The sequence below is a fragment of the Rhodopseudomonas pentothenatexigens genome (genome assembly GCF_900218015.1).
GTDB lineage: Bacteria > Pseudomonadota > Alphaproteobacteria > Rhizobiales > Xanthobacteraceae > Rhodopseudomonas > Rhodopseudomonas pentothenatexigens.
Genome location: NZ_UFQQ01000049.1, coordinates 1 through 14,467 on the forward strand (window position 1 = coordinate 1; position 14,467 = coordinate 14,467).

The 14,467-nt window shown below is 67.0% G+C and carries 12 protein-coding genes and 1 pseudogene; 10 read left to right on the forward strand and 3 right to left on the reverse strand.

The window, feature by feature from the left end:
• Nucleotides 1-100, forward strand: a pseudogene (locus DWA33_RS24330) (IS481 family transposase); the annotation flags it as partial.
• Here the strand turns inward: DWA33_RS24330 and rfbB are convergent.
• Nucleotides 97-1,158, reverse strand: coding sequence for a dTDP-glucose 4,6-dehydratase (gene rfbB, locus DWA33_RS24335; RefSeq protein WP_114361058.1), 1,062 nt, complete (start codon nt 1,156-1,158; stop codon nt 97-99). The pseudogene DWA33_RS24330 and the gene rfbB overlap by 4 nt on opposite strands.
• Nucleotides 1,159-1,414: 256 nt before the next feature.
• Here rfbB and kdpF point away from each other — a divergent pair, with 256 nt between their 5' ends.
• The 7 genes from kdpF (at nt 1,415) to DWA33_RS24370 (ending at nt 9,852) form a co-directional block, all read left to right on the forward strand.
• A complete protein-coding gene (kdpF, locus tag DWA33_RS24340) occupies nt 1,415-1,504 on the forward strand; it encodes a K(+)-transporting ATPase subunit F (protein WP_114361059.1) in 90 nt (29 codons plus the stop codon).
• A 10-nt stretch (nt 1,505-1,514) separates the two neighbouring features.
• On the forward strand, nt 1,515-3,206 hold the full coding sequence (gene kdpA / locus DWA33_RS24345; RefSeq protein WP_114361060.1) for a potassium-transporting ATPase subunit KdpA: 1,692 nt from the start codon (nt 1,515-1,517) through the stop codon (nt 3,204-3,206).
• Nucleotides 3,207-3,221: 15 nt separating this feature from the next.
• Nucleotides 3,222-5,294, forward strand: coding sequence for a potassium-transporting ATPase subunit KdpB (kdpB, locus tag DWA33_RS24350; RefSeq protein WP_114361068.1), 2,073 nt, complete (start codon nt 3,222-3,224; stop codon nt 5,292-5,294).
• A 14-nt stretch (nt 5,295-5,308) separates the two neighbouring features.
• Nucleotides 5,309-5,926: a K(+)-transporting ATPase subunit C gene (locus DWA33_RS24355; protein WP_114361061.1), complete on the forward strand. Its 618-nt coding sequence runs from the start codon at nt 5,309-5,311 to the stop codon at nt 5,924-5,926.
• Nucleotides 5,926-8,625 carry a sensor histidine kinase gene (locus DWA33_RS24360; protein ID WP_114361062.1) on the forward strand — a complete coding sequence of 900 codons (2,700 nt, stop codon included), beginning with the start codon at nt 5,926-5,928 and terminating at the stop codon, nt 8,623-8,625. Before DWA33_RS24355 ends, DWA33_RS24360 begins: the two co-directional genes overlap by 1 nt.
• Nucleotides 8,622-9,320 (forward strand): response regulator, encoded by a 699-nt coding sequence (locus tag DWA33_RS24365; protein ID WP_114361063.1) that lies wholly within the window; start codon nt 8,622-8,624, stop codon nt 9,318-9,320. Before DWA33_RS24360 ends, DWA33_RS24365 begins: the two co-directional genes overlap by 4 nt.
• A 223-nt stretch (nt 9,321-9,543) precedes the next feature.
• Nucleotides 9,544-9,852 carry a hypothetical protein gene (locus DWA33_RS24370; RefSeq protein WP_181902444.1) on the forward strand — a complete coding sequence of 103 codons (309 nt, stop codon included), beginning with the start codon at nt 9,544-9,546 and terminating at the stop codon, nt 9,850-9,852.
• 143 nt (nt 9,853-9,995) lie between these two features.
• Here the strand turns inward: DWA33_RS24370 and DWA33_RS24375 are convergent, their stop codons facing one another.
• Nucleotides 9,996-11,390, reverse strand: coding sequence for an NAD(P)/FAD-dependent oxidoreductase (locus DWA33_RS24375; protein ID WP_114361064.1), 1,395 nt, complete (start codon nt 11,388-11,390; stop codon nt 9,996-9,998).
• On the reverse strand, nt 11,387-11,794 hold the full coding sequence (locus tag DWA33_RS24380) for a nuclear transport factor 2 family protein (RefSeq protein WP_114361065.1): 408 nt from the start codon (nt 11,792-11,794) through the stop codon (nt 11,387-11,389). Before DWA33_RS24380 ends, DWA33_RS24375 begins: the two co-directional genes overlap by 4 nt.
• 211 nt (nt 11,795-12,005) lie before the next feature.
• Here DWA33_RS24380 and DWA33_RS24385 point away from each other — a divergent pair, with 211 nt between their 5' ends.
• On the forward strand, nt 12,006-13,517 hold the full coding sequence (locus DWA33_RS24385) for an aldehyde dehydrogenase family protein (RefSeq protein ID WP_114361066.1): 1,512 nt from the start codon (nt 12,006-12,008) through the stop codon (nt 13,515-13,517).
• 8 nt (nt 13,518-13,525) lie between these two features.
• On the forward strand, nt 13,526-14,314 hold the full coding sequence (locus tag DWA33_RS24390) for a sulfite exporter TauE/SafE family protein (protein ID WP_114361067.1): 789 nt from the start codon (nt 13,526-13,528) through the stop codon (nt 14,312-14,314).
• The last annotated feature ends 153 nt before the right edge of the window (nt 14,315-14,467 follow it).

The following is a 14,467-nucleotide window of genomic DNA, read 5'->3' on the forward strand; positions in this document are numbered from 1 at the left end:
TCGATACAATTGGCACCGGCCCCACGGCGGCATAAAGTCACAAATACCCATCAGCCGCCTCGGCCTGTCCGAGGACAACCTGTTGAGGCTCCACAGCTAGACCGCCACGCCGAGGCGCTCGCCGCGGTACACGCCTGAACGGACCCGCTCCCACCAGGTTCGGTTGTCGAGATACCATTGCACGGTCTGGCGCAGGCCGTCGTCGAAACTGTAGCGGGCGCGCCAGCCGAGTTCGCGTTCGACCTTGCCGGCGTCGATCGCGTAGCGGGCGTCGTGCCCGGGCCGGTCGGCGACGAAGCTGATCAGCCCCTGTCGCGGGCCGATCACCGCGTCCGGCGCGAGCTCGTCGAGCAGCCGGCAGATCGTCTGCACGACCTGGAGATTGGTGCGCTCGTTGCGGCCGCCGATATTGTAGCTCTCACCGATTTCGCCGCGCTCGGCGGCGAGCAGAAGCGCATCGGCATGGTCCTCCACGTGCAGCCAGTCGCGGACGTTGGCGCCGGTGCCGTAGACCGGAATCGCTTCGCCGTGCAGCGCCTTGATGATCGCCAGAGGGATCAGCTTTTCAGGAAAGTGATAGGGACCGTAGTTGTTGGAACAGTTGGTGATCACCACCGGCAGGCCGTAGGTGTGATGCCAGGCCCGCACCAGATGGTCGGATCCCGCCTTGGAGGCGGAGTAGGGCGATTTCGGCTGGTAAGGCGTATCTTCGCGGAACAGGCCTTCGGCGCCCAGCGAACCGAACACCTCATCGGTCGAGATGTGGTGAAAGCGGAAGCCGGACTTGCGGGTCGGCGGCAGCGACCTCCAGTGCAGCAGCGCCGCCTGCAGCAGCGAATAGGTGCCGACGATATTGGTCTGGATGAAATCGCCGGGACCGTCGATCGAGCGATCGACATGGCTCTCGGCCGCGAGATGCATCACCACGTCGGGTGAGAATTCGGCGAACAGCCGATGCATCGTCGCCATGTCGACGATATCGGCGCGGACAAAGTGGTACCGCCGATCGCCTGCGACCGGCGCCAGCGATTCCAAATTGCCGGCATAGGTCAGCTTGTCGACCACCAGCACTTCGTGCGCGGTGGTGCCGATCAGCCGCCGGACCACGGCCGAACCGATGAAACCGGCTCCGCCGGTGACGAGAAAGCGCTTTGTCATCAATGTCCTAGAGAGCCTCGCGCGGGCAATTTAGCGGCGCGCCGCCGGGTTGTCATCGGCACTCGCCTTACGCCGTCTTTATACCGAGCGCGGCAATTCCGCATCGTTTCCTTACGCGGCGCACCGTAGCTGCATCTCAGCCCGATTTTCAGGAGGCTTCGATGCTAGACGTTCTCATGCTGCTGTTCGCCGCCGCGCTGTTCGCCGCGACGATCGGCTACGCCTATGCCTGCGACCGGATCTGACGGAGGAAACGATGTCATTCGACCTGTCGTTCGCCGCCGCGGTCAGCGCCGCCGTGCTGGTCTATCTGGTGGTCGCGCTGCTGCGCCCGGAAAAGTTCTAGGGAGCCGGCGATGACCCTGATCGGTTGGACTCAAATCGCGCTGTTCTGCGCCGTCGTGGTGGCGCTGACGCCGCTGCTCGGCGCCTACCTCACCCGGGTTTTCGACGGCCGGGTCACCGTGCTGCGCCCGGTCGAGGCCGGGCTGTATCGCCTCGCCGGCGTCGATCCGCAGCGCGAGCAGCACTGGCTGACCTACACGGTGGCGATGCTGCTGTTTCACGCTGCCGGCTTCGTGCTGCTGTACGGGCTGCTGCGACTGCAAAGCCTGCTGCCGCTCAACCCGGCGGCGCAGGGCGCAGTGCCGGCGGATCTGTCGCTCAACACAGCGATCTCGTTCCTGACCAACACCAACTGGCAGAACTACGGCGGCGAGAGCACGCTGTCGTATCTGACCCAGATGTTCGGACTGACGGTGCAGAACTTTCTCTCCGCCGCCACCGGCATCGTCCTGGCGGTGGCGCTGATCCGCGGCTTCGCCCGCGCCTCGGCCAAGACCGTCGGCAATTTCTGGGTCGATGTCACCCGCTGTACGCTGTACGTGCTGCTGCCGATCGCGGCGATTCTCGCCATCTTCCTGGCGTGGCAGGGCATTCCGCAGACACTCGGGCCCTCTATCGACGCCACCACGCTCGAAGGCGGCAAGCAGACCATCGCGCTCGGCCCGGTGGCGTCGCAGGTCGCGATCAAGATGCTCGGCACCAATGGCGGCGGCTTCTTCAACGCCAATGCGGCGCATCCGTTCGAGAACCCGACCGCGCTGTCGAACTTCGTGCAGATGCTGGCGATCTTCGCGCTCGGCGCGGCGCTGACCAACGTGTTCGGCCGCATGGTCGGCGACCAGCGCCAGGGCTGGGCAATCCTCGCCGCGATGGGCGTGCTGTTCGTCGCCGGCGTCGCGGTCTGCTACTGGGCCGAAGCCAACGGCACCCAGGCGATGCAGGCGCTTGGTCTCTCCGGCGGCAACATGGAGGGCAAGGAGACCCGGTTCGGGATCGCGGCCTCGGCGCTGTTCGCGGTTGTCACCACCGCGGCCTCGTGCGGCGCCGTCAATGCGATGCACGACAGCTTCACCGCGCTCGGCGGCATGATCCCGTTGATCAACATGGAACTCGGCGAGATCGTGGTCGGCGGCGTCGGCGCCGGGCTTTACGGCATGCTGCTGTTCGTGGTGATCACCATCTTCCTGGCCGGGCTGATGGTCGGTCGCACCCCCGAATATGTCGGCAAGAAGATCGAGGCCCGCGAGGTCAAGATGGCGATGCTGGCGATCCTGATCCTGCCGCTGCTGATGCTCGGCTTCACCGCGGTCGCGGTGGTGGTTCCGTCCGCAGTGGCGTCGATGGGCAATGCCGGCCCTCACGGCTTCAGCGAGGTGCTGTACGCCTTCACCTCGCAGGCGGCCAACAATGGCTCGGCGTTCGGCGGTCTCTCCGGCAACACGCCGTTCTACAACCTCGCCGGTGCGGTCGCGATGTTTCTCGGCCGGTTCTGGATGATCGTCCCGACGATGGCGATCGCCGGCTCGCTCGCCGCCAAGCCCTCGGTCGCGGCCACCGCCGGCACGTTCCCGACCACCGGGCCGCTGTTCGTCGGCCTGCTGGTCGGCACGATCCTGATCGTCGGCGGCCTCACCTTCTTTCCGGCGCTCGCGGTCGGCCCGCTCGCCGAGCATCTGTCGATGCTGCAAGGCGCCGCTTATTAGTTCGGAGCAGTGATCATGAAAGTCTCGAAACTGCGCAAGCGCACCGCCTCGGCGACGATGCTGGATCCGGCGATCCTGCTGCCGGCGATCGGCCAGGCCTTCGTCAAGCTCGATCCGCGGACGCTGATCAAGAATCCGGTGATGTTCGTGCTCGAAGTCGTCACCGCGCTCGCCACCGTTCTGACGATCCGCGACGCCGTCATGGGCGGCGGCAACATGCTGTTCGAACTGCAGATCGCGGTCTGGCTGTGGTTCACCATCCTGTTCGCCAACTTCGCCGAAGCGGTCGCCGAAGGACGCGGCAAGGCGCAGGCCGATACGCTGCGGCAGACGCGGGCTCAGACGACGGCCAAGCGGCTGCTGATGCCCGGTAACACCGAGCTGTACGAAGGGGTTGCCGCCGAGCGCCTGCAGGTCGGCGACCTGGTGCTGTGCGAGGCCGGCGACACCATTCCCGGCGACGGTGAAGTGATCGAAGGCATCGCCTCGGTCAACGAGGCGGCGGTGACCGGCGAATCCGCACCGGTGATCCGCGAATCCGGCGGCGACCGCTCGGCGGTGACCGGCGGCACCACGGTGATCTCGGACCGCGTGGTGGTGAAGATCACATCGGCGGTCGGCTCGTCGTTTCTCGACCGCATGATCAAGCTGGTCGAAGGCGCCGAGCGGCAGAAGACGCCGAACGAGATCGCCCTCAACATCCTGCTGGTCGGCCTCACTGTGATCTTCGTAGTGGTGGTCGACACGATCCCGAGCTTCGCCAGCTACGCCGGCGGCACGATCTCGGTGATCGTGCTGGTGGCGCTGTTCGTCACGCTGATTCCGACCACGATCGGCGCGCTGCTGTCGGCGATCGGCATCGCCGGCATGGACCGCCTGGTGCGCTTCAACGTGCTGGCGATGTCGGGCCGTGCCGTCGAGGCCGCCGGCGATATCGACACGCTGCTGCTCGACAAGACCGGCACGATCACGTTCGGCAATCGCCTCGCCTCCGAGATCATTCCGGTGCCGGGCGTCAGCGAGCAGGAGGCGGCCGAAGCGGCGCTGCTGGCGAGCCAGGCCGACGAAACCGCCGAAGGGCGATCGATCGTGGCGCTGGCGCGGGAAAAGTTCGGGCTGTCGGCCGATGCCGCTTCGCCGGATGCGCGGTTCATCCCGTTCTCGGCGACGACCCGGCTGTCCGGCGTCGACCTCGGTGATCGTCGCTTGCGCAAGGGCGCGGTCGATTCGGTGCTGAAATTCGTGCGCGACCAGACCGGCTCGGACGTCGTCGAGCCGCCGGCGTTCCGCGCCGCGGTAGATCGCATCGCCCGTGCCGGCGGCACCCCGCTCGGGCTCGCCGAAGGCGGACGATTGCTCGGCGTCATTCACCTCAAGGACGTGGTCAAGCCCGACGTCAAGGAACGCTTCGCGGCGCTGCGACGCATGGGCATCAAGACGGTGATGATCACCGGCGACAATCCGGTCACCGCCGCCTCGATCGCCTCGGAAGCCGGCGTCGACGACTTCATCGCCCAGGCCACCCCGGAGGACAAGCTGCGCTACATCCGCGGCGAGCAGGCTCAGGGACGGCTGATCGCGATGTGCGGCGACGGCACCAACGACGCGCCGGCGCTCGCCCAGGCCGACGTGGGCGTCGCGATGCAGAGCGGCACCCAGGCCGCGCGCGAGGCCGGCAACATGGTCGACCTCGATTCCGATCCGACCAAGCTGATCGAGGTGGTCGAAATCGGCAAGCAGCTCCTGATGACGCGCGGCGCGCTGACCACGTTCTCGATCGCCAACGACGTCGCCAAATACTTCGCCATCATTCCGGCGATCTTCGTGGCGTTCTATCCGCAGCTCGGCGCCCTCAACATCATGGGGCTTGCGACGCCGCAAAGCGCCATCCTGTCGGCGATCGTGTTCAATGCGCTGATCATCATCGCGCTGATCCCGCTGGCGCTGAAGGGCGTGACCTACCGGCCGGTCGGGGCCGCAGCGCTGCTCCGGCGCAACCTCCTGATCTACGGCCTCGGCGGCCTGGTGCTGCCGTTCATCGGAATCAAGGTCATCGATCTGGCGGTGACCGCGCTGCATCTCGCTTGAGAAAAGGTGACGCCATGTTGAAGGAAATCCGCCCCGCGCTGGTGTCGTTCGCCGCGCTCGCCTGCCTCACCGGTCTGATCTATCCGCTGGCGATCACCGGGATTGCCCAAACCCTGTTTCCCGCCCAGGCCAACGGCAGTCTGATCGAACAGGACGGCCGGGTGATCGGCTCGGCGCTGATCGGCCAGTCATTCACCGACGACACGTACTTCCACGGCCGGCTGTCGGCCACCACCGCACCGGACCCGCAGGATTCGAGCAAGACCGCGCCGGCGCCGTACAATGCCGCCGCTTCCGGCGGCTCCAATCTGGGCCCGACCAGCAAGGCGCTGGCCGACCGGCTGGCGGCCGACGTTGCCGCCGCCAGGCAGGACAACCCGAAGGCGCCGGTGCCGGTCGATCTGGTCACCACCTCCGGCAGCGGCCTCGACCCGGAGATTTCGCCCGAGGCCGCGCTGTTCCAGGTCTCGCGCATTGCCCGGGCGCGGAATCTGCCGGAGGCCGAGCTGCGCGCTCTGGTCGAGAGCCGGATCGAAGGCCGCGATCTCGGCGTGTTCGGAGAACCTCGCGTCAACGTACTGCAATTAAACTTGGCGCTGGATAGATTAGGGCGGAATCGGCCGAGTACCTGATGTCCACAACCGCCATCGCGCGCGCTTCCCCCGATGCCCTGTTGGCGCTCGCCAGCAAGGAGGGTCGCGGCCGGCTGAAAATCTTCGTCGGCGCTGCCCCCGGCGTCGGCAAGACCTACGCGATGCTGGCGGCCGCGCGCAGCGAACAGGCGGGCGGCCGCGACGTCGTCGCCGGGCTGGTGGAGACCCACGGGCGGCGCGAGACCGAGCAGGTGCTGCAGGGGCTCGAGCAGTTGCCCCGCGCCCCGATCGTGTACCGGCATCGGGTGATGCGCGAGTTCGACCTCGACGGCGCCCTCGCGCGCAAGCCGTCGCTGCTGCTGGTCGACGAGTTCGCCCACACCAACGTCCCCGGCAGCCGGCACCCGAAGCGCTGGCAGGACATCGACGAGCTGCTCGCCGCCGGCATCGACGTCTGGACCACGCTGAACATCCAGCACCTCGAGAGCCTCAACGACGTCGTCCTGAAGATCAGCAAGATACGCGTCCGCGAAACCGTGCCGGACAAGGTGTTCGACCGCGCCGACGAAATCGTCCTGGTCGATCTGCCGCCCGACGAACTGCTCAAGCGCCTCGCCGAAGGCAAGGTCTATGTCGAGGACACAGCGGCACGCGCAGTCGAGAGCTTTTTCAAGCCGCAGAACCTGACCGCGCTGCGCGAGCTGGCGTTGCGCCGCGCCGCCGAGCGGGTGGACGCCGCGCTGGTCGAGCGGATGCAGGCGCAGGCAATCGAGGGGCCGTGGGCGGCGGGGGAGCGCATCCTCGCCTGCGTCGGCCCCGATGCGGCGTCGCCCGGTGTGGTGCGGACCGCCAAGCGCCTCGCCGACCTGATGGATGCGCCGTGGATCGCGGTGACGGTGGAGCGCTCCGGCGTGGGACTCGACGCGGCGGCGCGCAAGCAGGTCGATACCACGCTGAAACTCGCCGAAAGCCTGGGTGCGGAGATCCACACCCTGACCGGCAACGATCTGCCCGATGAACTGCTGCGCTTTGCGCGGTTCGAGAACGTCACCCAGATCGTGATCGGCCGCGCCCGCGGCGGTACGCTGCGGCAATGGCTGCAGCGCTCGCTGCCGCAGCGATTGATGCAGCGCTCGACCGATATCGGCATCCACCTGGTGCCGCTGCCTGCGGACTCGGCAGTCCCGGTGAAGCGGACGCTGGCGGCAAGGATGAACGCCTCGGCGCCCGCCCACTTCCTTTATGCGGCCGTGGCGGTCGCCGGCGCGGTGCTGGTCAGTCGCGGCCTCGCCCAGGTGATTCCCGCGGCAAGCCTGTCGGCGGTGTTCCTGATGGCGGTGCTGTTCAGCGCGGTGAAGTCCGGCGTCGGGCCGGCGATCTTCGCGTCGGCGCTGTCGTTCCTCACCTACAATTTCTTCTTCATCGCACCGCTCTACACCTTCACCATCGCCGAGCCTTACGAGTTGCTGGCGTTGCTGGTGTATCTGGTGGTCGCTGTGGTCGCGGCGACGCTCGCCGGCCGGCTGCGCGAACAGGCGCGGGTCTCGGCGGGCCGGGTGCGGGCGATGCGCCGGTTGTATGAGTTCACCCGCCGGCTGTCCGGACTGGCGACGATGGACGCGATCGCCGAAGGCGCGGCGAGCGAGATCCATGCCAGCCTCGGTCGGCCGGTGCTGGTCCTGCTGCCGCAGGGCGACGAGCTGGTGCTGGCCGCGGCATGGCCGCCGGAGGATCTGCTGGACGAGGCCGCCACCATGGCGGCGCGTTGGGCCTTCACCCACAAGGAGGCCGCGGGATTCGAAACCGGCACGCTGCCGATCGTGCCGTGGCGGTTTCTGCCGGTGCGCACCGGCGACACCACCTACGGGGTGGTCGGTGTGATGATGCAGGGCAAGGACGGCGCGGCGCTGGATTCCGAAGCGCAGGCGCTGCTCGACACCCTCACCGAGCAGACCGCGGCGGCACTGCAGCGCGCGGTTCTGACCCGGGACATGGTGTTGGCGCGCACCGCGACCGAGACCGAGCGGGTGCGCAACACGCTGCTGGCGTCGATCTCGCACGATTTCCGCACGCCGCTGTCGTCGATCCTGGGGTCGGCGACCAGCCTGTTGACCTATGGGGACAAGATCGACGCCAGCGCGACACGGGATCTGCTCGCCAATATCCGCGAGGAGGCCGAAGGTCTCGACGAGATGGTGCGCAATCTGCTGTCGATCACGCGGATCGAATCCGGCGCACTGGAATTGCGGCGCGACTGGATCGATCTGCGCGAGATCGCGGCGCGGGTGATCGCCGCGACCCGGCGTCGCGGCGCTTCGCACGGTGTTGTCCTGCAATGGCCGGCCGACGTCCCGCTGGTATACGCCGATGCGGCGCTGATCGAGCAGGCGCTCGGCAATATCGTCGCCAATGCGGTCGTCCACACCCCGCCGACCTCGCAGATCGTGATCGACGCCGAGGTCGAGCCGGGCTGGGTGCGGCTGCGGGTCACGGACGACGGGCCCGGTATCGCCGCGGCGGATCTGCCGCACATCTTCGAACGGTTCGTGCAGAGCGGTTCGGCCAAAGCCACCTCCAATGACCGCGGCGGCGTCGGGCTTGGGCTTGCGATCGCTCGCGGCATCATGCAGGCCCATGGCGGAACGATTGCCGCCGTGAGCCCGGTCGAAGCCGGCCGCGGCACCCGGATGATCCTGAGCTTCGTCAACACTGCCGCGACCGAGGTGCGCGAACCATGACCGGGAAGCCGCGCGTGCTGGTGGTCGACGACGAGCCGGCAATCCTTCGATTCTTGAAGCCGGCGCTGGAAGCCAACGGCTATGAGGTTGATCATGCCGAGACCGTCACCGACGCGGTCAGACAGATCGCGTCGCACCCGCCGGATATCGTGCTGCTCGATCTCGGGCTCGCCGATGGCGACGGCAAGGAAGTGATCCGCCAGGTGCGGAGCTGGTCCGACCTGCCGATCGTGGTGCTGTCGGCGCGCGAACGCGAGGCCGAGAAGATCGCCTCGCTCGATCTCGGCGCCGACGACTACGTCAACAAGCCGTTCGCCACCGGTGAGCTGATGGCGCGGATGCGCGCCGCGCTGCGCCACCGGATGCAGCGCCACGACGAACCGGCGACGCTCGCAGTCGGCGGGCTGGAGATCGACGCGGTGCGGCGGCGGGTGATGCGCGGCGGCGCGGAGATCAAGCTGACGCCGAAAGAGTTCGACCTGCTCGCCTTCCTGGTCCGCCATGCCGGTCGGGTCGTCACCCATCGGCAGATCCTGGCGGCGGTGTGGGGGCCGGCCCACACCTCCGATACCCAGTATCTGCGGGTCTATGTCGGCCAGCTGCGGCAGAAGATCGAAACTCGGCCGGACGAACCGCAGGTCATCCTGACCGAGCCCGGAATCGGCTACCGGATCTGGACCGGCGACGAGCCTTAGCGCGAGGTTTCCCGACACCGCAGCGCGGGATGTTCACGGAAAAGTTGCGCTTTTCGTCGGTTCCAATATTACAGAAGTGCGAATCCGTCGCATTCCTGATTGACAATTTCCGCGTTGCGATAGACTAAAGTTTGCATTGCGGAGCCCCTCGCTGCGGGGCTGCAGCGAGGGCGTATATCGGTTCTCGTCCACATGGCAGCGGTCCAGTCAGAGGAGCAGCGCCGTGAACTTCCTGGTTAAAGCCTTCTACGAAATCCCTGTGATCGGCTGGCTGGTGAAGGACGCCAAGCATGGCAGCCCGGAGGCGCCGTATTTCTTCCTGTTCAATGCCGTGGTTGTCGGCGCCGCGCTGATCTACGTGTTCGGCTATCCGCTGGTGATCACCGTCGCGGTGGCCGGCGCGTTCGCCGGTATTGCGGGTCTGGTGGTGCTCACCGCCGGCGACGCCTTCGATAAGCGCGCCAAGCAGCCGGTGAGCGACGTCCGCCGTGCCAAGACGGCGACGGTGCGCCCGCTGAAGAAAGCCGCCTGATCGGCTCTCGGCTTCGCCGGCAGATCGCGCCGGTTCGGTTCTGAAACAGAAATCCCGGCAGGTCGGACCTGCCGGGATTTTTCGTTGGCCGCTCATGCTCAGAGCGAGCTTCGCCTTCGGCTCGCACCGGCTGTCTTTGAGGCTTACGCCGCTTCGTCGCGGAAATGGTACCAGCGATACAGCATGCGCTGGCCGATCCGGCGGAACGGCGAGAAGGTGTGGGTCGGCAGCGGCGAGGTGAAGATCGGCAGGTCCTGGCCTTTGAATCGCTGTCCGGCGATCATCTGCGCCATGCGGCGGCCGGCCTGGGCCGAATACGACACACCGTTGCCGCCGTAGCCGAGCGCATAGACCAGCTTCTGTGCCGGATCGGGCTGGAAGATCCGCGGCATCATGTCGTGGCTGACGTCGACCCAACCCCACCACGAATAGTCGATCTCGATGCCCTGCAGCGCCGGGAACTTGCGGTGCAGGCCGTCGATCAGAAGCTGCAGATGCTTCGGCGCATCGGCATCGGCGCCGGTGATCGACGAGCGGCTGCCGATCTGGATGCGGTTGTCCGGCAGCAGCCGATAGTAGTAGCGCAGCGTCCGCGTATCGGTCAGCACCAGCTTGGTCTTGAAGCCGGTGGCTTCGAGTTCGGCCGGAGTCAGCGGCCGGGTGACGATCGAGTTCGACAGGATCGGCATGCACCGGCCGCGCAGCAACGGCGTCAGGCCGGGCGCCGTATAGGCGCCAGTGGCGATGCCGACGGCGCGCGCCTTCACGGTGCCGCCCGGGGTGCGCAGATAGAATGCGCCGCCGCGGTGCTCGATCTCGATCACCGGGCTGCCCGGATGCACGGTGGCGCCGAGGTCGCGCGCCATCTGCTGATAGCCGAATGCCAGCTTGGCCGGGTGCACGCCGGTGCCGCGCGGCTCCAGCGTGGCGCCGACCGCCTCGGCCTCGTTGAGGTACTCACTCCGGAGCTGATCGGCCGAGATCACCTTGGTCGGCTCGCCGAACACCTCGCTCAGTACCTTGGCCTCGGCCGAGATCTTCTCGAAATTGCGTGGACGGTGGGCGATGTAGAGATGACCGCCGCGCTGTGGCTCGCAGTCGATCGGGCTTTGTCGGATCAGTTCCTCGAATGTTTCGAAGCCGTCGCTGACTTCGGCGTGCAGCTTCAGCGCGACATCGCGGCCCCAGCGCGCGATCCATTGCGAGCGCGTCAATCGGCCGGCGGCGTTCTGGCCCTGTCCGCCGTTGCGCGTGCTGCAGCCCCAGGCGACGCGATTGGCTTCCAGCACCGTGGCCTTGATGCCGTGCTCGCGCGCCAGGAACACCGCGGAGGCGAGGCCGGTGAAACCGGAGCCGACGATCGCGACATCGACGTCGGTATCGCGGCTGATCGGGCCGTCGTCTTCCGGCAGCGGGCCGCAATTCGCGGTCCAGTAAGTCGGCGCGTAGTCGCGGTTGCGGCCGGGACCATCGCTGACCAAGGGATCGTAGTGCGGATCGTAGGCGGCGAGCGGCGGGGTCTTCACGGGCTTGTTCATGCCGATGCCCCCGTCGCCGGCAGCACCGGGCGGTCCTTGCGGAACGCGGTCTTGCTGCAGATCTTGCCGTCGCGGAAGCCGAACAGATCGACGCCTTCGGCTTCGATCCTGCCGCCGTCCTTGGTGGTGGCGCGGAAGATCCACTCGGAGACGCCGCGATCACCAAACACGGCGTGGCGGGTGCACTCCCAGCTCACATCCGGGAAGGTGGCGAAGGTCGTCTCGAACGCGGCGCGGACATCGGCGGTGCCGACGATCCGGCGACCGCAAGCCTCGGGGCCAGCCGCGGCATCGAACACAATGTCGTCGGTCATCGTGGCCATCACCGCGGCGCCGTCGTGGCGGTTGAACGCGTCGAAGAGCTGATGCAGCGTCTGCAAGCGCTGAGTATCGAGATCGGACATGTCGATTCCATCGTAGTGGGCGCGCGAGCGCTTCCGTGATTGGTGCGGACTCGCCGGCAGCTTCGTGCAAAGCGTGTCACGAGCCGCCGCTCACGCCTTAGAACCAGATGGCGCGGTCTCGGCGGACCAGACGCGAAGCACTGGCGTCTGGCCCAATGGCTTGGGTGACGCTGGACCTTCGCGGCAGCGACTGGATCGCCAAGGTGATACGATGATCAACATCGCCACCCGCATCGATCCCGCCATCGCCCCCGCCGCGTCGGAGGTGATCTCGCAACTTCAAGGCCGTCACCTGATCGGGAATGCTCTGGTGCCGTCCGTCGGCGGCGCCACGCTCGACGTCGTCGATCCGGCCACCGCTCAGTTGATCGGCAAGGCGCCGGCCGCAACCGGCGACGATGTCGCCCGCGCGGTGGCGGCTGCGTCGGCCGCGTTTCCCGGCTGGGCCGCAACGCCGGCGCGCCAGCGCGGCAAGCTGATCGCGGCCGCGGCGCGCGCGATCGCCGACCACAGCGACGTGATCGCCACCGTGCTGGCGCTGGAAACCGGCAAAGCCATTCGAACGGAATGCCGCGGCGAAGTCGCGACCGCGATCGACATCGTCACGATGTATGCCGGCCTCGCCTCCGAACTGAAGGGCGAGACGCTGCCGTTCGATCCGCAGATTCTCACCTACACCAGCCGCGAGCCGCTCGGCGTCGTCGCCGCGATCCTGCCGTGGAACGTACCGCTGGTGCTGATGATGCTGAAGATCGCCCCGGCGCTGGTGGCGGGCAACACCGTGGTGGTGAAGGCCTCCGAGGAGGCGCCGTATGCGACCATCGAAATGGCGCGGCTGATGGCCAAGCTGCTGCCGGACGGCGTGCTCAACGTGATCTGCGGCACCGGCCGTGACTGCGGCGCGGCGCTGGTCGAGCATCCTGCGGTCGCCAAGGTGACGTTCACCGGCTCGCAGGCGGTCGGCGAGCTGATCTATCAGATGGCGGCCAAGAAGATCATTCCGGTCAGCCTCGAACTCGGCGGCAAGAGCCCGATGATCGTCTACCCCGACGCCGACATGGCGCGGGTGGTCGCCGGTGCGATCGCCGGCATGCGCTTCACCCGGCAGGGCCAGAGCTGCACCGCAGCGAGCCGGATCTACGTCCATACCAAGCTGATCGACGCTTTCGTGGCGGCGCTGCGCGAGGCGGTGAGCAAGCTGAAGATCGGCGATCCGCTGGATGAAGCGACCGATATCGGCACGGTGATCTCGCAGCGGCAGAAGGCCAAGGTCGAATCCTATATCGATCTCGGAGCCCGCACCGTCGGCGCCAAGGTCGACCGCTGCGGCGAGCTGCCGGGCGCAGCGCATCTGAAGGACGGGCTGTTCCTGCAGCCGACCATCATCACCGGGGTTCCCGAAGATTCGCCGCTGATGCGCGAGGAGATCTTCGGCCCGGTGGTCTGCGTGCAGCCGTGGGACGACGAGGACGACGTCATCGCCCGCGCCAACGACAGCGATTTCGGATTGGCTGCGACGGTGTGGACCAACGATCTGCGCAGCGCGCTGCGCACCGTGCAGCGGCTCGATGCCGGCTACGTTCAGGTCAATCAGAACCTCACCATCCAGCCGAATCTGAGCTACGGCGGCTTCCGCAAGTCGGGCCTCGGCAAGGAAGCGTCGCTGGAGGCGATGCTCGAGCACTTCACCAAGAAGAAGACCGTCGTCATCGATATGCGGTAACGACGGCGATGCACGAGCTGATCGCCGAGGCGTCTGCGAGTTTCCTGTCGACGCTGCCGTCACCTCTGGCGATCGCGGGTGTGCTCAGCGCAGTGCTGGCTGCAGCGCTGCTGCGCGGCTTCACCGGGTTCGGCTTTGCGCTCGCGGCGGTGCCGCTGATGGGCATGTTCATGCCGCCTGCGAAAGCCGTGCCGGTGGCGGTGCTGCTGCAATTGCTCGGCGGGCTCAACGATCTTCGCCGCAATCATCGCGACTGCCACTGGGCCTCGCTGCGCTGGCTGATCGTCGGCGCGGTGATCGGCTCGCCGATCGGAGCGCTGGCGCTCAGCGTTGCGCCGGCACCGGTGGCGCGGATCGTGATCGCGACCATCACCGCTGCGGCGGTGGTGGTGCTCGGTCGCGGCTTCGCCATCGAGACGATCCCGTCGCGGCCGGTGACGACCGGCGTCGGCATACTGTGCGGCCTGTTCAACGGCCTCGCCGCGATGCCGAGCCCGCCGGCGATCGTGTATTACATGTCGGGGCCGTTTCGCGCCGTCGCGGTGCGCGCCTCGCTATTGGTGTTCTTCCTCGCCACTTCCATTGCGGGCTTTACCAGTGTCGCGCTGGTCGGCCTTGCCACCGTGAACGTGCTGTGGCTGGCCGCGATGGCGTTGCCGGTGATGGTGTTAGGGACCTGGATCGGTGAGCAGGGCTTCCGTCGCGGCAGCGAGCGGCTGCACCGCCGGGTTTCGATTGCCAGCCTCGGCGGCGTCGCGCTGCTCAGCGCCGCGAAGGGAATCTCCGAGCTGTTGTGAGGCAGACGCCTCTCCCCGTCATTGCTGTGCAAGTTCAATAATTCGGTGATCGAATCCACCCATCAGGGAGGCTTCGATGCGCGACAACAGTTTCGACCGGACGATCGAGCGGAATTACATCCAGAAATGGCGGTTTCTGATGGCCGAGTACGA